Origin of the sequence: Xanthomonas sp. LMC-A-07, assembly GCF_030208825.1 — a bacterium.
GTDB classification, from domain to species: domain Bacteria; phylum Pseudomonadota; class Gammaproteobacteria; order Xanthomonadales; family Xanthomonadaceae; genus Xanthomonas; species Xanthomonas campestris.
Window position 1 is genome coordinate 88,848 of record NZ_JARVTF010000016.1, and the last position, 22,161, is coordinate 111,008.

Below are 22,161 nucleotides of genomic sequence, written 5' to 3' on the forward strand. Positions count from 1 at the left end.
GAGCCCCGTCCCTGCACGTCTAGCCCCTCATCTATTGAGGGAGCAGGCATCTGATGATGGTTCGGGTAGCACTGTTGATGACTGCCTTGAACGCGGCCGCGATCGGCCATGCACAGGCCGCGCCCGCCGCTGAAGCGCAACGCCAGGCTGCCAAGCAGCCCGCAGATGCTCATCGCGACCACGCCGGCAAACTGCAGCAATTCCGGCAAGCTGTCTTCGCTGGGCCGGGCCACATATGCGATCGCCAGAAACAGCGCCCACCCAGGGCCTGCAGCAAGACAACATCGGTTTTTACGCGGACCATCGTGACTCTTCCCTGGCAAGCATCGTGTCGCGTCACATCCGTCATGGGGACCTGCACCGGCACACGGCGTCGGGCGGGAGCGAAGCATAGGACCGCATTGGGTCACTGCATCTTTCAATGCCGGCCAGCGCACCAGGCGTTGCGGTGGTCTAACCGGGCGCGCCGGCAGCGTCGCGCGCGCCGGTTGTGCGTGGTTGCCGCCCCACTGCAGCCATGCCTCGACTTGCCCTGCATTGGTAGATACCATCCAAGATAAATCAAATACCAATTTGGCATGGAGATCTTTGATGCGACACCGCCGATCGTTTCGTATTGAAGCCGTGCTGACCGCCGCAGCGCTGGCCGCTGCCGTGCTCCCCGGCGCCGCTGCTGCCGAGTCCGCCACGCCGGCGACTGCGCCGGCGGTCTTTCCGGCGCCCACGTCGTTGCGCTTGCTCGGGCCGGAGCTGAGCTTGGGCACGTCGGTGGTGCTGGTGCGCCCGAAAGGCACCGACGCGGCCTCCGAAGCTTTGGTACGCAAGGTGCTTGCCACCGCCGGCGTACGCAAGATCCGTGTCGCCACCACACCCGCCAGCGAGCCAGGCACCGTGCAGGTGGTGCTGGGCCTGAGCGAGACCGCCAGCGTGCGCAGCGCACTGGAACAGACCGGCGCGGCACTGCCCGAGCGTGACGAAGCCTATGCACTGAGCAGCCGCGCCAGCGGCACCGGCGCCACCATCGTGCTGGCCGGCAAGGACAGCGATGGCCTGTACCACGCGGCGCAGACCTTTCGGCAATTGGTCACCGCCGGGCAGATACCGTCGGTGGCCATCACCGATGCGCCGGCCATGCCGGTGCGCGGCTCGATCGAGGGCTTCTACGGCAAGCCCTGGAGCATGGCCGAGCGCGAGGACCACCTCGCTTTCCTCGCCCGCTTCAAGGCCAACACCTATATCTACAGCCCCAAGGACGACGTGTTCGCCCGTGAGCGCTGGCGCGAGCCCTACCCCGCAGCCACGCTCAAGGCGCTGGGCAAGGTGGTGGAAGTTGCCAACCGAGAGCACATCAACTTCGTCTATGCGCTCTCGCCGGGCCCGTCGGTCTGCTACAGCGATCCGGCCGAGCTGGACGCCATCCGCCGCAAGTTCAGCGCATTGCGCAAGCGCGGCGTGCGCAGTTTCTATGTCGCCTTCGACGATATCGAATACACCAAATGGAACTGCAAGGCCGACGAAGCCGCCTTCGGCCCGTCTGGCGAACAGGCCGCGGCCACCGCGCAGGCTAAGTTGCTCAACGCCGTGCAGGCAGATATTGCCGCGGCCGGCCACGGCTCGCTGATCATGGTGCCCACCGAATACTTCAACGCCACCGTGTCGCCGTACAAGACCACGCTGCACAAGGCGCTGGATCCGCGCGTGGTGATTCAATGGACCGGCACCGACGTGGTGCCCGCCTCCATCTCGGTGACCGACGCGCGCAACGCGACCAAGGCCTTCGGCCGCAAGACGCTGCTGTGGGACAACTACCCGGTCAACGATTTCGCCGAAACCACCGGGCGCCTGCTACTGGCCCCGTACGACCGCCGCCAGGCAGGGCTGTCGGCGGAGCTGAGCGGTATCGTCTCCAACCCGATGAATCAGGAAGTGGCCAGCCGGCCGGCGGTGGCGGGCTTGCTCGCCTTCGCCTGGAACGATGTTGGTTATGACGCGCAACGCACCTGGCGTTACGCCGCGCGCGATCTGGCCGGCAACGACCCGCTGGTGACCCAGGCCTTGCTGACCTTCTTCGACACCCAGCACGTTGCCCCGACCTTTGGCCACCTACCCTGGCAACCGCAGGCGCCGCGCCTCAAGGCACTGGTCGATGATGCACGTGATGCGCTAGCCAGCGGCGACCAGGCTGCCATCACCCCGGCACTGCACGCACTCGGCAACGCCGCCGATGCACTGGCGGCCGCGCCGGCGCAGATTCGCGCCGGCAGCACCACTCAGGCCTTCGTCCGCGAGGCCGACCCGTGGCTCACCGCAGCGCAGTTGTGGGGCCAGTCATTGCGCCGCAGTGTCGACGGTGTCTCAGCTGCGCTCGCTGCCAACCCGCAAGCAGCCACCAAGCAGTTCGATGCGGCCAAGCAACTTGCCGAACAGGCGGCCGCCATCCAGTCCATCCCCGGCGCCACCCGTTTCGCCGGCCCGGTAAAGGTGGCAGACGGCGTGTTGGACAGCTTCGTCAAGGACGCCCCTGGCTTGGTGTACGTGCCAGCTGCGCAGGAGTAATCGCACGGTGGCGTGTTGCAGGCGCTGCGGTGATGGCAGCGCCCATCGTGCTTGCATCAGCGTTGCGCGTGATGGGCGATCGCCGTCGCGCTGCTTGATCGGTACCTGCACGCCTGAGGCCTTCCGTTCGGCTTTACCTGTCGTGGCGCGCAGCCAACGCGTGCGCGATTGCAGTTGCGACCGCGCCGAGAGGCCGCAGCGCGCCGCTCACTGATCCAAAAACGCCAGCAAGCTCGCGACGAACGCGGCGTGGTACTGGAATGCCGCGCCGTGGCCGGCGTCCTGGTAGACGATCAGCTGCGCGTGGGGAATGCGCCTGGCCAGCGCTGCGCTGTGCACGGGCGGCACCAGGCGGTCGTGATCGCCGGCGGTGATGAGCACCGGCATGGTGAAGCGGGTGAGGTCTTGCGCGGGTTGCCGCGCCCATGCCTTGATCACCTGCAGTTGCCGCCAGAACGCGCGGGGGCTGAGCGGTTTGTCGCGGTGCTGCGTGCGCTCGGCGAGGCGATCCAGGAATGCGGTTGCGGCGTGCCGCCCGCGCTGGCTGGCGGTGAAAAACAGGAAGTACTTCGGGTCGCGGCGCGTCAACGCACCCTTGAGAATCTGCGGCAGGCTGATTGCGCCCACCTTGTCGATCCCCGCGCCGCCGGCCGGGCCGCTGCTGGCCAGGATGAGCTTGCGCACACACTGCGGCGCCTGCCGCACGATGTCCTGCGCCACGAAACCGCCGAACGAGGTGCCGAGCAGATCCACCTGTGCGATGCCCAGGCTGCCCATCAGCGCGATCATGTCGTGCGCCATGGCGGCGATCGTCAGCGGCGCGGTGCCGCCCGAGCCACCGATGCCGCGGTAGTCGGCGACGATGACGCGGCGGCTCTGCGCCAGGCCATCGACGATGGAAGGATCCATGTCGTCGAGCGTGCCGCCCCAGTAGTTGAGCACCAGCACCGGCACGCCGCCGCAGGGACCGAGGTCGCGATAGGCAAAGACGGTGCCGTCGACCACGATCGCGCGGTTGGGGGTCTCGCGGTAGCGCAGGCTCGGCGCCGCCGAGGGTTCGCCGGGCTGGGCACGGTGCGCTGCAATGTTCATGCGTTGACGTCCACGACGGTGCGGCCTTGCACGCGGCCTGCGAGGAGGTCTTCGGCCACCTGGGTGACGTCTGCCAGTCCGATGACGCGCACGGTGTGCGCGAGTGTGTCTGGATCGAGATCACGCGCCAGGCGCGACCACGCGGTCTGCCGCAGCGCGTGCGGGGCATTGACCGAATCGATGCCGGCCAGGGTGACGTTGCGCAGGATGAAAGGCAGCACCGAGGCAGAGAGATCGGCGCCCTGTGCCAGCCCAAACGCTGCGACCACGCCGCGGTAGCGGGTCTGTGCCAGCACGTTCGCCAGGGTGTGGCTGCCGACCGCATCGATGGCGCCTGCCCAGCGTTCGCGGGCAATGGTGGCGCCTGGGGTGGAAAGCGCCGCGCGATCGATGATCTCGGCCGCGCCCAGCCGGTGTAGGTAGTCAGCCTGTTGCATGCGGCCGGTGGCGGCGATCACCCGATAGCCAAGCGCGGACAGCAGCGCGATGGCGATCGAGCCTGCGCCGCCGTTGGCGCCGGTCACGAGGATATCGCCGCGCTCTGGTGTCAGCCCGCCCTGCTCCAGTGCGAGCACCGAGAGCATGGCAGTCAATCCGGCCGTGCCGATCGCCATGGCCTGCCGGGTCGAGAGGGTGTCTGGAAGTGTGACCAGCCAATCGCCATCCACGCGTGCGCGCTGCGAAAAGCCGCCGTGGTGGGTCTGGCTCAGCCCCCACCCTGTGGCGACCACGCGGTCGCCTTCGGCAACACGTGGGTGCGAGGACGCCACCACCACGCCGGAAAAGTCGATGCCCGGAATCAGCGGGAACTGGCGGATGATCGGCCCGCGGCCAGTGACCGCGAGCGCATCCTTGTAATTCACCGTCGAGTACTCGACTGCGACGGTGACATTGCCTGCCATCAGCTGGCCTTCCTCCAGTTGCACGACGTCGGTGGCGATGCGATCGCTGGTCTGCGTGGCCAGCAGTGCGTTGAACGTCATGAGTGGCGGATCCGATGGCAGTGGCGGGTATACGCGTCAGGACGCGGTGCGGTAACGCTCGGCGGCGTGTGCCTGGCGCAGATCCGAGAGCAGGCCCTGGCGCGCGCCGTCCAGCGCATCCCAGCGTGCGGCCACATGCAGCGGCGGAATGGTCACCAGTTCGCGACGGTCATAGCCGACCAATGCCGCGTCCACCAGCTCGCCCACTTCCATCACTTCGGGCAGGCTGTCGACATTGACGCCGATCCGTTCCCAGATTTCGGTACGCGTGGTCGCCGGCAGCACGGCCTGCACGTACACGCCCTTGGCGCCGAGTTCCACATGCAAGCCTTGCGACAGGAACAGCACGAAGGCCTTGCTCGCGCCATAAACGGACATGCTGTATTCCGGTGCCAGACCGACGACCGAACCGATATTGACGATGGCACCCTCGCCTGCCTGCGCCAGCCGCGGCGCGATGGCGTGTGCCAGGCGGGTCAGTGCAGTGATGTTGAGCGTGATCAGCCGCTCGATGGTGTCGACGTCCTGGTCAACGAAGCCACCGCTCTGCGCGATGCCGGCATTATTGATGAGGATGCCGATGCTGGTATCCGTACGCAGGCGTGCTTCCACGGCGGCCAGATCGGCGCGCTCGGTGAGGTCTGCAGGCAGTACGTCGACGTTGACGCCATGCGCCTGCTGCAGGCGCTCGGCAAGGGCTTGCAGACGCGTCTTGTCGCGTGCCACCAGCACCAGGTTGTGGCCGCGCTGCGCAAAACGCTCGGCATAGGTCGCGCCAATGCCGGTCGATGCGCCGGTGATGAGGACAGTCGAAAGTGTGGTCATGTGGGTCTCGGAGGAGTGGAGTGCGGAGAGCGTGTACCGCGTGCACGCGCACGCAGCACCTGCGGGTCAGGACGCGGTGCTGCCGTCCAGGGTGGGGTAATCGCTGTAGCCGGCAGCGCCACCGCCGTACAGGTTGGCCGGGTCGAACGCGGCCAGTGGCGCGCCGGTGCGCAGGCGCTGCACCAGGTCCGGGTTGCCGATGAAGGGGCGGCCGAAGGCGATCAGATCGGCCTCATGGCTGGCAAGGCGCGCGCTCGCAAACTCCAGGTCGTAGCCGTTGTTGGCGAGGTAGGTGTTTTTGAAACGGCGGCGCAAGGCGCTGTAGTCGAACGGCGCCACATCGCGCGGGCCACCGGTGGCACCTTCCACGACGTGCAGATAGACGATGCCGAGCGTGTCGAGCTGCTCGACGAGATAATCGAACTGCGGCTGCGGGTCAGTGCCGGAAATGCCGCTGGCAGGCGACACCGGCGAGATGCGGATGCCGGTGCGTGCTGCGCCGATCTCCTCGACCACGGCCCGGGTCACCTCCAGCACGAAACGCGCCCGGTTCTCGACCGAGCCGCCGTACGCATCGGTGCGCACGTTGGCGCCGTCTTTCAGGAACTGGTCCAGCAGATAGCCGTTGGCGGCGTGAATCTCCACGCCGTCGAAGCCGGCCGCGATGGCATTTGCCGCGCCCTGGCGGAAGCTGTCTGTGATGCCGGGCAGTTCGTCGAGCGCGAGTGCGCGCGGCACCGAGGTATCGGCGAAGCCGTTGTTGACGAACACCTTGGCCTGCGCCGGTAGCGCCGACGGCGCAACCGGCGTGGCACCGTCCTGCTGCAAATCCACGTGCGACACCCGGCCCACGTGCCAGAGCTGCAGGAAGATGCGCCCGCCCTTGGCGTGCACGGCGTCGGTCACCACGCGCCAGCCATCGATCTGCGCCTGCGAATAGATGCCAGGCGTGTCCTGGTAGCCCTGCCCCTGCTGCGAGATCTGGCTGCCTTCGGAGATCAGCAGGCCGGCGGAAGCACGCTGCGCGTAATAGCTGGCCGCAAACGGGCTGGGCACGCCGCCGGCGACCGCGCGGTTGCGCGTCAGCGGCGCCATCACTACCCGGTTGGCGAGCGTCAGGGTGCCGAGGGTGTACGGCTGGAACAGGGGCGTGTCGGTCATTGGCGAGGTCCGGTCAAAAAGGGATGGCACTGCAATCGGTGCTGGATGCGGTGCCAGGGGCAGCCTCATCCGGCGATGGATTAATGATGTCGAACATAATCTATCTTGTCAACACTTTGATGATGGGTGACATCAATGCATACTGGCCACCAGTCAGCAGCGGGAGTTGCCCATGAAAGTCACCAAGGCACAGGCACAGGAGAACCGGGCACATATCGTCGAGACCGCGGCTGCGCTGTTTCGCGAGCGCGGCTACGACGGCGTAGGCGTGGCCGAACTGATGGCCGCGGCCGGCTTCACCCATGGCGGCTTCTACAAGCACTTCCGCTCCAAGGCGGACCTAATGGCTGAGACGGCCGCACTGGGTTTTTCCAAGACCGCTGCCGCCTCCGATGCGGTGGATGTTGCCGAATTTCTCAGCGATTACGTCTCGCGCAAGCACCGCGATGGCCGTGCACGCGGCTGCACCATGGCCGCGCTCTGTGGCGACGCCGCGCGGCAACCCGAGGCCATCAAGGCCGAATTCGCCAGCGGCATCAGCACGTTGCTGGACACGCTGGCCAACGCCGATGACGCGCGCGACGCTGCGCAACGGCAGCAGGTGCGTGCCGACACCATCGACCGGTTGGCCCACGCGATCGGCGCGGTGGTGCTCTCGCGCGCCTGCCCGGACGATTCACCACTGGCAGACGAGATCCTGGAGGTCTGCCGCGGGAAGATCCTGGCTGCCCTTCCCGCGCAGCCGGCCAGGTAACGGGCGCGCGTTAGCGACAGTGACACGGTCGGGCCCGGCTGAGACGCCGCGATCCGCTGCGACGGCCGTGCTGATGACCGAGATCGCCATGCAGTGGCCTGCCTGCGTCAGCGGCGTCCCTCGCCCGCTGCCTTTGGTGAACCGACGTCACCCCGCCACTTGGCTGCCGCAGCACTGAGATGCAGACAGCGTGGACCGTGCACCTGGCTGGATAGCTGGCTTGCGTCCGTCTGCACGTGGTGCGCGCCGCTCAGGCAGTGGGAATCAGCTGAACGGCGCTGAACGGACCTGTGTTCGGACGGAAGCTCCGCCGAGAGCCCCGCTGAGCGGGAATCCGAGGCGTGCCGGCGCTGCTGCCCGTCACTGCCTGGGCGAATGCAGCTGCTGGTTCGCCGTAACGCAGACGCCACCAGGCAGACGCCGCTCCGGATTCCAGTAAAGGCCGCTATGCATTGCGGGAACCAAACTGAAATAGCCCGGGTCCTGGCATATACATCGCGCGATGCGTGCCGCAGAAGGACACGTCGGTGGACGCTTTATTCAAATGGCGTACTCAGCCAGAGAATGGTGACGGTCGAGGGCGTCTGCAATCGTCGTCATTCAAACGCGCATTTGCGAGGCTGCGGCGCGTTCGCATGCGTACGGCATCCAAGCTCGAAATCCGCAGAAATCCTGCTGAAAAACCGGATCGTCCTGTGCGTCGAGCACATTTCCCGAATTGTCAGCGCCAGGCATTTTCACTAGATCGCGATCAATAAGGGCGCTGATTAAATTGGTGAGTCAGCGTCTTCGGCCAAGCGCTCCTTGGGCAGCTCGATATAACCGCCTTCCAAATGCTTTAAAACAACCCATATAACAAGGCGCCTTATCGACCTCTAATTTCGCTAGATCGATGTGCACGAGTTAGGCCAGTTTATTTCCGAAAATAAACCGCGAGCAGCCCTGCATGTGCGCACGCCCAGAGCCACACTCGATTCGGGTAGTGCGTAAGCTAGAGTCCGCTAACTACAGTAGCGTCCGTCTTTACTGGTTGAGTTCGTTATCTACCGCTGCGTGGTAGGTGAATTGCCTACATCTACGATCGTCTTCCCTGATGCCATGCGACTTCGATCGCATTTAGGATGCTCGCTGTTTCGCCGCGAAGAATAAACGGACGCAAGCGTACAGCTTGTAGGGAATAGCCTTAAACCATTTCGGCTATTGCTTGAATCAATAAATCCTATTGAAGGGTTTCTTCTGAATACTGGCTGTCCAATCCTGTTTTAGAAGTTCCACCCATCGCCGTTAAACCATCAGGCAATTGAGGCGGCGCTACAAAACAGCCCCTCGGTTGCGATTTGCGACGACATCCATGGGGATGGATTCGCCAGCAAATTAAATGTCAATAACACGTGAATAAACTCTTGCGCCGGTCTGGGTCGGCGCAGGTCCACTGCGCCAGACGTTGATGTGAAGCGGCTAAGCGGCGCGCCATGACAGGAATCAGACCACCAATGAAACGCTCGCTCCTCGCAACGACGATCTCCTCCTGCCTTGTCCTGACTGCCTGTGGCGGCGGCGGTGGTGGCGGCAATGTCCGCAACGACCCGCCACCGACCACCACGGTGGTGCCGGCGCCGATCACGAACCCGGCCCCCGCCCCCACCCCGACTGCCGATCCGCTGCCGAAAACTGCACCGGTGCCGGTCGCCCCCCCGCGCTACCAGGGCCTGGCCAGCAATCTGCTGGTGCCCACCAATGCGGATCTGGCCCAGCAGGCCGGTGCCAGAGGCCAAGGCGTCAAGATCGGCGTGATGGACGACAACCTGGTGCAGACCTACGCGCCGGTCGCTGGCAAGGTCGACGCGTTTACCGATTACACCGCCGTCCCCGGCGCAGCGGAATCCACGTCCAATCGGTTGCGGGGCCACGGCAGCGTGGTGTCTGCACTGGTGCTGGGTTCGGCGCAGGACGGCTTCGCTGGCGGTGTCGCGCCAGATGCCGACCTGATCTACGGCCGCATCTGCGCCGAGAATTCCTGTGGCACCCAGCAGGCGCGTCGCGCCGCAGTGGACATGGCTGCGGCCGGTGTCCGGATCGCCAACCTGTCGATCGGCGCCTCGTACGCCGATGCGGCCAGCAGCGCCAATGCGGCACTGGCTTGGCGCTTCGCGCTGACCCCGCTAGTGCAGGCAGATGCCTTGATCGTGGCCTCCACCGGCAACGATGGCGCCGCTGAAGCCTCCTACCCGGCCGCAGCGCCGGTGCAGGAAGCCAGCCTGCGCAACAACTGGCTGGCCGTGGGCGCGGTGGAGATCGACAGCGCCGGCAACCCGGCCGGGCTGAGCAGCTATTCCAATCATTGCGGGTCCGCTGCGCAGTGGTGCCTGGTGGCACCGGGCATGTACGCCGCCCCGGCCCTGGCCGGCACCGAGTTGCAGGGCCAGATCGCCGGCACCTCGTTCTCCACTGCCGCTGTCAGCGGCGTGGCCGCGCAGGTACTCGGCGTGTATCCCTGGATGAGCGCTTCCAACCTGCAGCAGACCCTGCTGACCACCGCCACCGACCTGGGCGATCCCGGCGTCGACGCGTTGTACGGTTGGGGCATGGTCAATGCCGCCAAGGCGATCAAGGGCCCGGGCCAGTTCGCCAGCAACTGGGCGGCAAACGTGACCTCCGGCTACGACAGCACCTTCAGCAACGACATCTCCGGCAGCGGCAACCTGACCAAGAACGGCGCCGGCAGACTCACCCTGAGCGGCAACAACAGCTACGCCGGCGGCACCAGCATCAGCGACGGCGTGCTGGCCCTGTCGGGCAGCGTGCGCTCCGACGTGCTGGTGCTCAATTCGGCCACGTTCGAATCGCGCGGCGGCACCATCAACGGCAACTACAGCCTGGTCAACAGCACCGGCACCACCGCGATCGAACTGGGCAAGGGCCTGACCGTGACCGGCCAGGCCAGCCTGAAAGGCAACCTGTTGTTGCTGCCGGAAGCGGCGGGCTACACGGTTGCCGGCAGCGAGCGCATCGTTCGTGCCGGCACCCTGCAGGGCACCTTCGACCGCGTGCAGTACGCCAACAACTTCTTCTGGACCGCCGCGCTGGCCTATGACCCGACCAGCGTCACCGCCACGCTCACCCGCAATGCCGCTGCCGCCAGCGCACAGGCTGCCGGTGCGTCGCAGTCGGTGGTGGCCGGCGCCCGTCAGGCCGACAGCCTGGTCAAAGCCCTGGATACCCGCGTGGCGTCCGGCGACACCGCAAACCTGGGCGGCGTCATCACCGCGACCGGTGCGCTGCTACTGGCCACCGATGCGCAGGTTGCCAGCTCGCTGCCGACGCTGGTGGGCCAGGTCCACGGCATCGAACGCACGCTCGGGTTCCAGTCCGCGCTCAACGATGCACGTGTGGCGGCCGATCGCCTGCCGCTGCTGGCCAGCACCACCACGCTGACCACCTGGATGCAGGGCAGCTACCTCGACGGTGACCTGAGCCGCGCCGGCTACGCGTCGGCCGATTACACCCAGCGCGCAACCACCGTGGGCTTCGACATGCCGCTGGGCGGCGCCGGCACCATCGTGGGTGCAGCGCTCACCTCGGGCGAAGACCGCGGCACCATCAGCGCCTCGGCCAGCCGCCTGCGCGCCGACCGCTACGCGATGACTGCCTACCTGTATCAGCCGGTCGGCATGGCATATCTCTCAGCGATTGGCTCATACGGCATGGGCAGCGTGGAAACCGAACGCAGCGTGCAGGCCGGCAGCATCAGCGAGCGCCTGCAGGATCGTCGCCACGACACCAACTGGTCGCTGCGCACCGAACTGGGCTTGTTGCCGCGCGCCGGGCTGTCACCGTTCGTGGCCGCCGGTGTGGTCAGCCAGACCCAGGACGCCTTCAGCGAAGCATCGGTCACCGGCCTGGGCCTGAGCGCAGCCAGCGACACGCTGCGCGCCGGTTACGGCGAAGTGGGCGTGCGCGGTCACCTGGCGCATGGCAAGTGGGGCTTCGACGGCCTGGTTGCCTATCGCTCGCTGTTTGGCGACAACCGCGCCGACTTCACCGCCTGGTTCACCGGCCTGCCCGAGGCGCGGTTCACCGTTGCCGGTGAGCCGCTCTCCAAGGAAGCGCTGCGTGCGTCGGTCGGCGTGCGCTACAGCGTCAGCGACACGTTCTCGCTGTACGGCAATGTGGGTGCCGAGCGTGGCAGTTCCGATGCCAGCAGCGTCAATGCCAATGTCGGCCTGCGCTGGCAGTTCTGAGGCACGCCGGGTCATTGGTGACAAACAAAAGGCCCCGGCATTGCCGGGGCCTTTGCTGTTTCAACACTGCAACCGCGGCAGGATCAGAAGCTCCAGCCCCAGGTCACCTGCCCGCCATACGCGGTCTGGCCATCGCCATTAAGACCTTGCAGCGACAACGCCATGCGGCTGCTCGGCGAGGTGATCAGGCTCACGCCCACCTCGCCCACCACCGCATTCTTGGCCAGGGTCACGCTGTGCACCGAGAAGCTGGTGCCCTCGCCGATGAAGCCCGCCGAGCGCTGCATCTGGCGGTCGCCATAGGCATGCCGCCAACCCACTGATGCGTAAAGACCGGCCTGTTGGCCCGGCTCCCAACGGCCGCGCACCCCCACCGTGCTGGTGGTGTACTCGTCCTTGGCGCTGTCCACCGACAGCCCGGCAATGCCGCCACGCTCGCTGAAACCGTCGGTCTTCAGATGCGTATAGGCCGCCGCGACGAACGGGCTGTACACCGCGGTGCCCGCCTGCAGGTTCCAGGCCGCTTCCAGCGAGACCGTGGTGGCCGTGGCGTCGTACTCGCTGCTCAGACGTTCTTCCATCACGCCGGGCAGAATCACGCGGCGGGTACTGTCGACACGATAGTCCGCATAGTCCACCCCACCCTGCAGGGTGAAAGCGGACCAGTCGGCCTGCGCGTACACGCCGACATGCGTGGCATCGATATCGGCACGATCATCGTTGGCACGCGACCAGCTTTCCAGGTCCTGGTTACCCACTGCGACGCCGATCAGGCTGCGCTCGCCGATGCGACGTTCGGCACCGGCCATCACGCCATCGTCTTCGCGCCGCACCGAGTTGGCATTGCTGTCGCCGTCGATCCGGTTCGGACGGCTGCGGCCGGCGATCCAGACCGTGGTGTCGCCCACGCGGGTGTCCTGGCTGTCGCCACGCAGATGGCTGCCGATGCCGCTCATCAGGAAACGGCTATCGAGCAGTGCCGTCGCGGTAGTGGCGTGGCTTTCGCCGGACAGCGAGGCGAATGCAGTGCGCACGGCCTGCGGGTCATCCGGCAAACGCAGCACTGCCTGCAAGATCGGGCTGGTGGTGGGCAGGCCATCTACACCTGCGGCACTGGCCTGCTCGTTCGGCGTCACCGCAATGTCGACCATCGACACCGTATTGCGCCCAAACGACACCGACAGCCCGCCGGGACTCACGCTGACATTCGGGTCAATGAACGCGTAGTCGGAGGTGATGTTGGTGAACTGGCCGCTCAGGCCACCACCGGCATTGATCAGCGGAATATCCACGAACAGGGGCAGGTCCGGCGCACGCACCAGTTGCAGGGTGCTGCCCGGCGCGACCACCGCCGTGCCGCCAACGGTGACCGGTGTGACCGTGCCGCCACTGCCCGGGGTCACCTGCCAGGTGGAACCCGGATTGAAGGTGGCATTGCCGCCAACCGTGATCGAGCCGCTGTCGCCGCCACTGAGCAGGGTGCCCGACAGGTTCAGCCCACCGATGGTGCCGCTGCCGGTGAGCGTGCCGCCCGGGCCCACCGTCACCGGCCCACCCAGGGCCGCGCCCGGATTGGCCGGGTTGCCCACGCTCAAGGTGCCGCCACTCACCGTGGTCGGCCCAATGAAGCCACCGCTGTTGGCGGTCACCAGCAAGGTGCCGGTGCCGTCCTTGACCAGGGTGCCGGTGCCCGACAGGGTGCCTGCATAGGTGCCGTTGGCGTCCTGCAGGAACACCAGCGCTGCGTTGTTGAGGATGTTGCCTTGCAGGCTGTCGGTGTCGCCGATCAGGGTGCCGGCATTGATGGTGGTACCGCCGAGATAGCTGTTGACGCCATCCAGGGTTACCGCACCGGTGCCGTTCTTGATCAGCGTGCCGCTGCCGGTGATGTTGCCGGCAAAGGTGCCGTCACCGGCCTGGTCGAATACCAGCACGGCGTTGTCCAGGATGTTGCCCTGCAGGCTGCTGGTGGTGCCCTGCAAGGTGCCGTCGGCAATCGTGGTGCCGCTGCTATAGCTGTTGGTGCCGCTCAGCGTGAGCACGCCATCGCCTTGCTTGACCACGTTGCCGGTGCCGCTGATGGCGCCGGCGAAGGTGCCGTCGGTGGCCTGGTCGAACACCAACGTGGCGTTGTCGACCACGTTGCCCTGCAGGCTGGTGGTGTTGCCGATAAGGCTGCCGGCGCTGACCAGGGTGCCGCCGGTGTAGCTGTTGGCGCCGGTCAACACCAATGCACCGGCGCCGGTCTTTTCGACACTGCCGGTGCCGCTGATCACACCGGCATACACGCCGCCACCGGCCTGGTCGAAGACCAGCGCCGCGTTGTCGAGGATGTTGCCTTGCAGGCTGGTGGTATCGCCGATCAGGGTGCCCGCAGTAATGGTGGTGCCGCCGGTGTAGGCATTGGCGCCATTCAGACGCAGATCGCCCGCGCCGTCCTTGGTCACCGAGCCGGTGCCGGTGATCGAACCGGTGAACACGCCATCGGTGGTCTGGTTGAACACCAGTGCCGCGTTGTCGACGATCGCGCCTTGCAGGCTGGCGCTGTCGCCCACCGTGGTACCGGCATTGAGCGTGGTGCCGCCGGTGTAGCTGTTCGTCCCATCCAGCGTCAGCGTGCCGGTACCGGACTTGACCAGCGCACCATTGCCGCTGATGTCGCCGGCCAGGGTCAGATCTGCCGCATTGGCGACATCGAGCGTGGCGCCGAGGGTGACCGCGTTGCCCAGCGCCACCGCCACGGCATTGCTCAACGTCGCATTGCCCAGCACCGAGAGGCTGCCGGTGCCCAGCGCCGTGTTGCTGCCCACACCGAGCGTGCCGGCATTCAAGACGGTGCCGCCGGAGTAGCTGTTGGCACCATCCAGGGTGAGCGTGGCCGTGCCGTTCTTGATCAGCCCACCGGCCCCGCTGACCGGTCCACTCAGGGTCAGGTCGTTGCTACCGGCCACTGTCAGCGCGCCGGTGAGGTCCACCGCATTGGCGATGGCAAGCGCCTGATCGGTATCCAATGTGGTGCCGGTGGCTGCGGTCAACGTGCCGGTGCCCAATGCCTGGGCATCGCCCAGCACCAGGGTGCCGCCGCCCAGCGCGGTGCCGCCGGTGTAGGTGTTGGCTGCGCCCAGAATCAGCGTGCCGGTGTCGAGCTTTTGCAAGGTGCCCGTGCCGCCAATGGTGACGTCGATGGTGCCGGTAACGCCCGGATCCACGCGCACGATGGTGGTGGCGGCATTGGCGCTCAGGGCGCCAGCGCCGGCATCGGTGAGCACGTAGCCATCGGTGGCGAACTGCATGCCGGTGATGCCTTGCGTGCCCTGCACGCCGACGTTGCCGGCAGTGCCGGCGAATACGGCAAAGCTGTTCTGCCAATCGGTATTCGTGAGGCCATCGATGCCGGTCCAGTTGGTGGCACCCGCCGTCCAGGTGCCGGTGCCGCCTTCGATCTGCGCGTTGCCCACCGTCTGTGCGCCGTCCCAGAACTGCACGTTGCTGCCCGGCGCGGACACCACCACGTTGACCTGCTGCGCCAACGCGGTCTGCAAGGCCAATTGCGTGGGATCAACAGAACCAGGAATGCTGCCGAAGGCCAGGCCGTTGTTGGTCAGCCCGCCGGTGTAATCGATCAGGCGATACACACCATTACCGAAGCCACCGATGTCGGTGATGTTGAGCGTGCCGTCCAGGGTGAGGTCGCCGTTGACCGCGAGCACGCCGGTCTGGCTGGGAATGCCCAGGAACGCATCGATGGTTGCATTCGGTGCCAGGCTCAGCGTGCCGGTGGTCAGCAGCGCGCCGCTGCTCACGACCAGGCGGCCACCGTCGGCTACCGTGACCGCCGCATCCACCACGCCGCTGCCGCTCAAGGCGCCGCCGTTGGCGACCGTGAGCCCACCTGCGCTGGCCAGCGTGCCGTCCACATCCAACGTGCCCGCACTCACCAGGGTGGTGCCACCAATGCTGCTGGTCCCGGTGAGCTGGAACACGCCGGTGCCGACCTTTTCCAGATTGCCCATATCGCTCAGGCTGCCACCGAAGGTCCCGGTGACATTGGTGTTGCCCACCTGCAACGTGCTGCCGCCCAGGATGGCGACATTGCCCAGCCCGGTCAGTGCACCTAGTGCGGTGCTGCTGCCCAGCTGCAAGCCCGCGCCTGCGGCCACGTCCACTGCACCCACGCCCGTGAGTGCACCCGGCGCGGTGGTCGCCACCACGCCGGTCTGCACCGACAAGGGACCGCTGAAGCTGTTGCTGCCCGCCAGCGTCAGCGCGCCCAGGCCGGTCTTGGTCAACCCGCCTGCGCCGGTGAGCACGCCGCTGAGCGAAAGATCGGCCGCCGTGTCTACGGTGAGCCCTGCACCGAGCGTGAGGTTATTGGTCAATGCCAACGCGATCGCGTTGCTCAAGGTGGAGTTACCAATCACCGACAGGCTGCCGGTGCCCAACGCCGTATTGCTGCCCAGCGCCAGCGTGCCGGCATTCAACACCGTGCCGCCGGTGTAGCTGTTGGCGCCGTCGAGCGTCAGCGTGGTCGTGCCGTTCTTGACCAGGCTGCCCGCGCCGGTGATGGCGCCGTTCAAGGCCAGATCGTTGCTGCCGGCAAGATTCAGCGCGCCGTTGAGCACGACCGCATTGCCAACGGCCAGGGCCTGGTTGGTATCCAGCGTGGTTCCGTTGGCGGTGGTGAGTGCGCCAGTGCCGAGCGCCTGCGCATCGCCAAGCACCAGCGTGCCGCCGCTGAGCGTGGTGCCGCCGGTATAGCTATTGGCCGCATCCAGCACCAGCGTGCCGGTGTCCACTTTCTCCAGGCCACCTGCACCGCTGATGCCGACATCGAGCGTGGCGGTGGCATTGGGGTCCACGCGGACCGCCGTCAATGGCGCGATGATGCTCAAGCTGCCCGCGCCGGCATCGGTCAACTGATACCCGTCGGTGACGAACTGCAGCCCGCCCACCGCTTGGGTGCCCTGCACACCCACGGTGCCGGCCGTGCCAGAGAACACCGCAAAATCGCCCTGCCAGGTGCTGTTGGCGGTGCCGTCCTGACCGGTCCAGTTGCTGGCGGCGCCCCATATTCCGCTGCCACCGTCCACGCTGCCATTGGCAACCGTCTGCGCACCGTCCCAGAACTGCACGATGCTTCCGGGTGCCGTGACCACCAGATTGATCTGCTGGCCGATCGCGGTCTGCAGTGCCAACTGGCTGATGTCCACGCTGCCGGGAATGGTGCCGAGCAACAGGCCATTGTTGGTGAGCAGGCCGGTGTAGTCCATCAGCCGGTAAACGCCGGTGCCGAAGCCACCGATGTCGGTGATGTTGAGCGTGCCATCGAGCGTGAGGTTGCCGTTGACCGCAAGCAGCCGGGTGGCACTCGGCGCTGCCAGCGAGGCATCGATGAAGGCACCGGATGCAAGGGACAACCCGCCCACGCTGAGCGTGGAACCATTGGTGATTGCCAGACGCCCGCCGTCGGCGATGGTCACCGGGCCGGTCACCGCGCCGGCGCCGCGCAAGGTGCCGCCGAGCGCGACGTTCAGATTGCTGGTGATCAAGCTACCCGCCACATCCAGGGTGCCGCCGCTGACCGAGGTGCTGCCGGCCACTCCATTGTCGCCGAGCAGGCTCAAGGTACCGGTGCCGATCTTGTCCAGGTTGCCATTGCCGATCAGGCTGCCGGCGAAGCTGCCCGCGCCCACCTGCAAGGTACTGCCCGCACCCACATCCACATTACCGCCGCCGCCCAGACTGTTGATCAGGCCGCCGCCGGTCAGGCTCAGCAAGGCACCGGCGCCGACATCCACCGTACTCGCGTTGCCAAGTGCCGCAGCGGTGTTGGCCACCAGTGCACCGGCCTGCACTGCCAGCGGGCCGGTGTAGCTGTTGCTGCCGTCGAGGGTCAGAATGCCCGCGCCGGTCTTGGTCAGCCCGCCGGTGCCGCTGATGTTGCCGGTGGCCAGCAGGTCGCCCACCGTATCGACGGTCAACGCCGCGCCCAGGGTGATGTCGTTGCCCAGTGCCACGGCAATCGCATTGCTCAGCACCGCATCGCCCACCACCGACAGGCTGCCGGTGCCGAGTGCGCCATCCGCACCCACGGCCAGTGTGCCGCCGGTCAGCGTGGTGCCGCCGCTATAGCTGTTGGTGGCGGTGAGCGACAACGTACCGGTGCCATTCTTGAGCAGGCCGCCGGTGCCAGTAATGGCACCGTTCAAGCTCAGATCGTTGCTGCCGGCCAAGGTGAGCTGTGCATTCAACTGCACGGCATTGGCGAGGTTCGCCGTTGCAGCGGTATCCAGTTCGGCGACGCCGGCGATGGTCAGTTGCCCCGTGCCCAATGCGGCTTCGTTGCCAAGCACCAGGCGGCCAGCGCCCAGCGTCGTCCCACCGCTAAACGTGTTCGCCGTGCCCAGCGTCAACGTGGCAGTGCCCTGCTTGTCCAGACTGCCGGCGCCACTGACCACCCCGTTCAAGGTGAGATCCTGCGTGCCACCGATGGTGAGCGCGCCATCCACTGCGACTGCATTGCCCAAGGTTGCCGCGGTGGTGGCATCCAGCGTGGTGCCGGCGGCAGCGGTGAGGGTGCCCAGGCCAAGCGCGGTATCGCTACCCACCAGTACCGAGCCGGCCTGCAGTTGCAACCCGCCGGCCCAGGTGTTGTTGCCGTTGAGCGTGAGCGCATTGGTGCCGTTCTTGATCAAACTGCCCGCGCCACTGACCACACCATTGAGCGTGAGCGGTTGCCCATCGATGCTGAGCGCACCGCCCAGCGCGATGCCGTTCTGCAGCGTGACTGCAGTGCTTGCGCTGAGCGCGGTGCCATCGGCGGTGGTCAACGCGCCGGTGCCGAGCGCGGCATCCGCGCCAACCACCAGGCTGCCTGCGGTGAGTTGCGTCCCACCGCTGTAAACGTTGTTGCCGGTGAGCGTGAGTGCGCCGGCACCCTCCTTGATCAGGCTGCCGGTGCCGCTGACGGTGCCGGTCAGATCCAGCGCGTTGCTGCCGCCTACCGTGAGTGCGCCAAGCAGGGCCACGTTATTGCCGACGCTGGCAGCGGCGGTTGTGTCCAGACGCGTGGCATCGGCTGCGGTGAGTACACCGGTTCCCAGTGCTGCGCCGCTGTTGATCAGCAACGTGCCTGCGTTGAGAGTGACACCACCGGTGAAGTTATTGGTGCCAGTCAAACTCAGCGCCGCATTGCCGTTCTTGATCAGTGCACCCGTCCCGCTGACGCTGCCGCCGAGTGCAAGATCCTGATTGCCACTCAGCGCCAGATTCTGCTCCAGCACCACTGCATTGCTCAGCGACACGGGCGCGGTGTTGTCCAACACACCGCCGGCGGCAGTCAGTGCACCGGTGCCCAGCGCCGTATTGCTGCCCAACAGCAAGCTGCCCGCGCTCAGGCGCGTGCCGCCGGTATAGGTGTTGTTGCCGGTCAGGCTCAGACTCGCCGTGCCAACCTTGTTCAAACTGCTCACGCCACTGATGTCGCCGCTCAGCGTGAGCGCGTTGGCACCGCCCACATTGACAGCGCCTACGCCGGTCAGCGCGATCGCGTTGGCGAGTGTGCTCACCACTGCAGAATCGAGCGTACTACCGGCTGCTGCCGTCAACGTGCCGCTGCCCAATGCGGTATTGCTGCCCACCGTCAACCGACCAGCGCTGAGCGTGGTGCCGCCGGTGAACACATTGTTGCCACTCAAGCTGAGATCACCGGTGCCGGATTTGACCAGGCTGCCGGTGCCGCTGACCGTGCCGGTCAGGCTGAGCGCTTGCGTCCCATCGAACGTCAGCGCGCCAGCAGACAGGTTCACGGCGTTGCCCAGCGTGGTGGCCGCCGTGCTTTGCAGCGCGGCATTGCCGGTGACGTTCAACGCCCCGCCGCCCAATGCCGTGGCACTGCCCACCTGCAAGGTGCCGCTTCCCAGCGTGGTGCCGCCGGTATATGTATTCAAACCGCCCAGTGTCAGCGTGCCGGTGCCCAGCTTGTTGACACTGCCGGTGCCGCTGACGGTACCGGACAGCGTCAGCGCCGTGCCATTGCCGCCCACATCGAGCGCACCCGTGAGCGCGACCGCATTGGTCAGCGTGGTGGGTGCGGTGGCAGCAAGTTCGCCACCACTGGCGGTGAGCGTGCCGGTGCCCAACGCACTGCCCGTCCCCACCAGCAGACGGCCACTGCTCAACGTGGTGCCACCGGTGTAGCTGTTGGTACCGGCCAGGGTGAGGTCGCCGGTGCCGGTTTTAAGCAGGCTGCCGGTGCCACCGATGGCGCCGCCCAACGTCAGCGCCTGGGCACCGCTCACCGTCAATGGACCTGCAAGCGAAACCGCATTGCCCAGTGCCAGCGCAATGCTGCTCGACAAGGTGGACGCAGCCGTGACATTGAGCGTGCTGCCGCCCAATGCCGCCGCATTGCCTACCTGCAAGGTGCCGCCGGCCAGCGTGGTCGCGCCGGTATAGGTGTTGGCATTGGTGAGCGCCAACGTGCCGGTGCCGGTCTTGGTGATGCCGCCGGTGCCCGACAGCACGCCGGTCAGGCTCAGCGCGTTCCCGCTGGCGCCCACACCCAGTGTGCTGTTGAGCACCACATTGTTCGCAAGCGACAACGGTGCGGTGGTGTCCAGCGCTCCGCCGCCCGCGATCACCGCGCCGGTGCCCAGGGCGGCGGCATTTTCCAGCACCACTGTGCCGGCATTGAGCGCGGTGCCGCCGGTATAGGTATTGGTCCCGCCCAGGGTCAAGGTGCCGGTCCCGGTCTTGACGAAACCACCGCCGCCGCTGACGGCGCCACCGAGCCGCACCGCATTGCTGCCGCCGATGGTCAGGCTATCGGTCAACGTAAAGGCGTTTGCGAGGTTGAGTGCGGTGGTGCCCGACAGGGTGCCACCTGCTGCAGTCACCGTGCCGGTTCCCAGCGCAGTGTTATTGCCCAGCGTCAGGCTGCCGGCGGCCAGCGTGGTGCCGCCGCTATAAGTATTGGCGCCGGTCAAGGTGACGGCACCTATACCGGTTTTGGTGAGCGCGCCAGTCCCGGTGAGCGCACTGCCGATGGTCAATGCATTGGCGCCCTGTACCGTCAGGCCGGTGCCGGTGAGTGCAATGCCACCGGTGGGGCTCAAGGTCAGATTGGCGGCAGTGGCCTCGATCGCGCCACCGTTGGCGGTGATGTTGGTGCCGAACAGGGCCGGGTTGGCGAATTGCGCCACGCCGCCATTGAGCGCGGTGTTACTGAAATTGGTTGCACCGCCCAGCGTCCAGGTACCGCTGTTGACGCGCAGGCTGCCGAAGTTGATGTATTGCGAGGTGTTCAGCGCCGCCGTGCCGGTGGTGCCGCTGCCAGTGCCCGTAGCGGAATTCTGCAGGATCAGCGTGTTGGTGCCGCCCGCACCGCCATCCACGGTGCCGGTTGCCGCAAAGCTCAACAACCCGCCTGGGCCAAGCAGTGCGACCCCGATGCCGCCTGCGCTGCTGATGCTACTACCAGTGACCGCCGTGAAGCTGTTGATGCTGTTGGCGCCCATCGACACGCTGCCGTTGATGGCGCCGGAATTAATGAAAGTGTTGCCGGTGGCCGAGCTCTGGAAACCCACCCGCCCTTCGATGGTGCCGGAGTTCACTGCGTTGACCGTGGCGCCACCGCTGACCGCGATGACCGGCGTATCCGAGGCAAGCACCGAGAGATTCAACAGGGGGCGACTACTGATGGTGCCCGCGTTGTTGATCTGCACCACGCCGGCAGGTGCGGCTGTGATGCCCAGCGCCATGCCATCGAGGTTGAGCAGGTTGGCGCCGAGCAGGCCACCGCTTCCGTAGATCGTGCCGGTCGCGAGGTTATTGACCGTGACCTGCGTCGAGCTGGCGTTGCCCATCGTCACGCCAGTGCTGAGCACTGACAGCAGGCCAAGCACGGAAGGATCGATGGTGCCGCTGTTATTGAGCGTGGAATTGGTGCCGCCGAGTGCAATGGCGGTGCCGCCAAGCAGCCCCGCCGTCATCTGCGTTCCGGAGGCGACGTCGACGGTCAGATTGTTCGCGTTGCTGGAAAACGCATTACTGGTGATCGGCAATCCAGTGCAGGTCACCGTTTGCCCAGCGGCAGGTAGCGCCGGCGTGCACGCTCCCCAGGCCAGCGTGGGTGCAGCCGCTCCCAAGGCGAGGATCACCATGCTCGGCAGATTGCGCCGGGTCGCTCCCGATTTACGCCGCCGGCGCACCAACTCGTGCGTGACGACCCAATTACCGATAGCCGCGTTCCAGACCAGCGCAAACGCACGATTCATATGTTTCTCCTGAGTTACAAGCAAAGATCGGCGCGCACGCAAATGCGCGCCTGGATGACGTTTCAAAAAATGTTTGGATCAAACGCCGGTCTTATGGCAGCGCTCGATTAACCGCTGGATGAGTACGATGAATACCAATCCGACTGGATGTGCTGATCGATTAATAAACGAATCGTTATGCGCAAAGTGTGCGAAGTATCACTAACCATAAATACTTGCATGGCAGAACTGGAAAATGTCGATTCGTATGCTCGCGGTCGTTTGCAGTATTA

General features: G+C 66.1%; 8 protein-coding genes. 3 read left to right on the forward strand and 5 right to left on the reverse strand.

What is annotated here, in order from left to right:
- Positions 1-591 precede the first annotated feature (591 nt).
- A complete protein-coding gene (locus tag QRM89_RS17155) occupies positions 592-2,556 on the forward strand; it encodes a beta-N-acetylglucosaminidase domain-containing protein (protein WP_285448551.1) in 1,965 nt (654 codons plus the stop codon).
- A gap of 207 nt (positions 2,557-2,763) precedes the next feature.
- Here the strand turns inward: QRM89_RS17155 and QRM89_RS17160 are convergent, their stop codons facing one another.
- The 4 genes from QRM89_RS17160 to QRM89_RS17175 all read right to left on the reverse strand — a co-directional run bounded on the left by QRM89_RS17160 (position 2,764) and on the right by QRM89_RS17175 (position 6,617).
- Positions 2,764-3,648: an alpha/beta hydrolase gene (locus tag QRM89_RS17160; RefSeq protein WP_285448552.1), complete on the reverse strand. Its 885-nt coding sequence runs from the start codon at positions 3,646-3,648 to the stop codon at positions 2,764-2,766.
- The gene (locus QRM89_RS17165; protein ID WP_042596113.1) at positions 3,645-4,631 is read right to left on the reverse strand and encodes an MDR family oxidoreductase; all 987 of its coding nucleotides are present in this window, start codon (positions 4,629-4,631) and stop codon (positions 3,645-3,647) included. Before QRM89_RS17165 ends, QRM89_RS17160 begins: the two co-directional genes overlap by 4 nt.
- Positions 4,632-4,667: 36 nt before the next feature.
- Positions 4,668-5,456 carry an SDR family oxidoreductase gene (locus tag QRM89_RS17170; RefSeq protein ID WP_115004763.1) on the reverse strand — a complete coding sequence of 263 codons (789 nt, stop codon included), beginning with the start codon at positions 5,454-5,456 and terminating at the stop codon, positions 4,668-4,670.
- A 66-nt stretch (positions 5,457-5,522) separates the two neighbouring features.
- Entirely contained in the window at positions 5,523-6,617 is a 1,095-nt protein-coding gene (locus tag QRM89_RS17175; protein WP_285448553.1) for an alkene reductase, read from the reverse strand.
- A 172-nt stretch (positions 6,618-6,789) separates the two neighbouring features.
- Here QRM89_RS17175 and QRM89_RS17180 point away from each other — a divergent pair, with 172 nt between their 5' ends.
- Both QRM89_RS17180 and QRM89_RS17185 read left to right on the forward strand, forming a co-directional pair.
- Complete coding sequence (locus QRM89_RS17180) at positions 6,790-7,371, forward strand: TetR family transcriptional regulator (RefSeq protein WP_115540293.1); 582 nt, start codon at positions 6,790-6,792, stop codon at positions 7,369-7,371.
- Positions 7,372-8,864: 1,493 nt separating this feature from the next.
- On the forward strand, positions 8,865-11,612 hold the full coding sequence (locus tag QRM89_RS17185; protein WP_285448554.1) for a S8 family serine peptidase: 2,748 nt from the start codon (positions 8,865-8,867) through the stop codon (positions 11,610-11,612).
- 83 nt (positions 11,613-11,695) lie between these two features.
- On the opposite strand, the gene QRM89_RS17190 is transcribed toward QRM89_RS17185, so the two are convergent.
- On the reverse strand, positions 11,696-21,889 hold the full coding sequence (locus QRM89_RS17190) for an autotransporter-associated beta strand repeat-containing protein (protein ID WP_285448555.1): 10,194 nt from the start codon (positions 21,887-21,889) through the stop codon (positions 11,696-11,698).
- Positions 21,890-22,161: the final 272 nt, after the last annotated feature.

Coding starts and splice junctions, on each gene's coding strand:
- QRM89_RS17155 (WP_285448551.1), top strand. CDS start 592: ATGCGACACCGCCGATCGTTTCGTATTGAAGCCGTGCTGACCGCCGCA.
- QRM89_RS17160 (WP_285448552.1), bottom strand. CDS start 3,648: ATGAACATTGCAGCGCACCGTGCCCAGCCCGGCGAACCCTCGGCGGCG.
- QRM89_RS17165 (WP_042596113.1), bottom strand. CDS start 4,631: ATGACGTTCAACGCACTGCTGGCCACGCAGACCAGCGATCGCATCGCC.
- QRM89_RS17170 (WP_115004763.1), bottom strand. CDS start 5,456: ATGACCACACTTTCGACTGTCCTCATCACCGGCGCATCGACCGGCATT.
- QRM89_RS17175 (WP_285448553.1), bottom strand. CDS start 6,617: ATGACCGACACGCCCCTGTTCCAGCCGTACACCCTCGGCACCCTGACG.
- QRM89_RS17180 (WP_115540293.1), top strand. CDS start 6,790: ATGAAAGTCACCAAGGCACAGGCACAGGAGAACCGGGCACATATCGTC.
- QRM89_RS17185 (WP_285448554.1), top strand. CDS start 8,865: ATGAAACGCTCGCTCCTCGCAACGACGATCTCCTCCTGCCTTGTCCTG.
- QRM89_RS17190 (WP_285448555.1), bottom strand. CDS start 21,889: ATGAATCGTGCGTTTGCGCTGGTCTGGAACGCGGCTATCGGTAATTGG.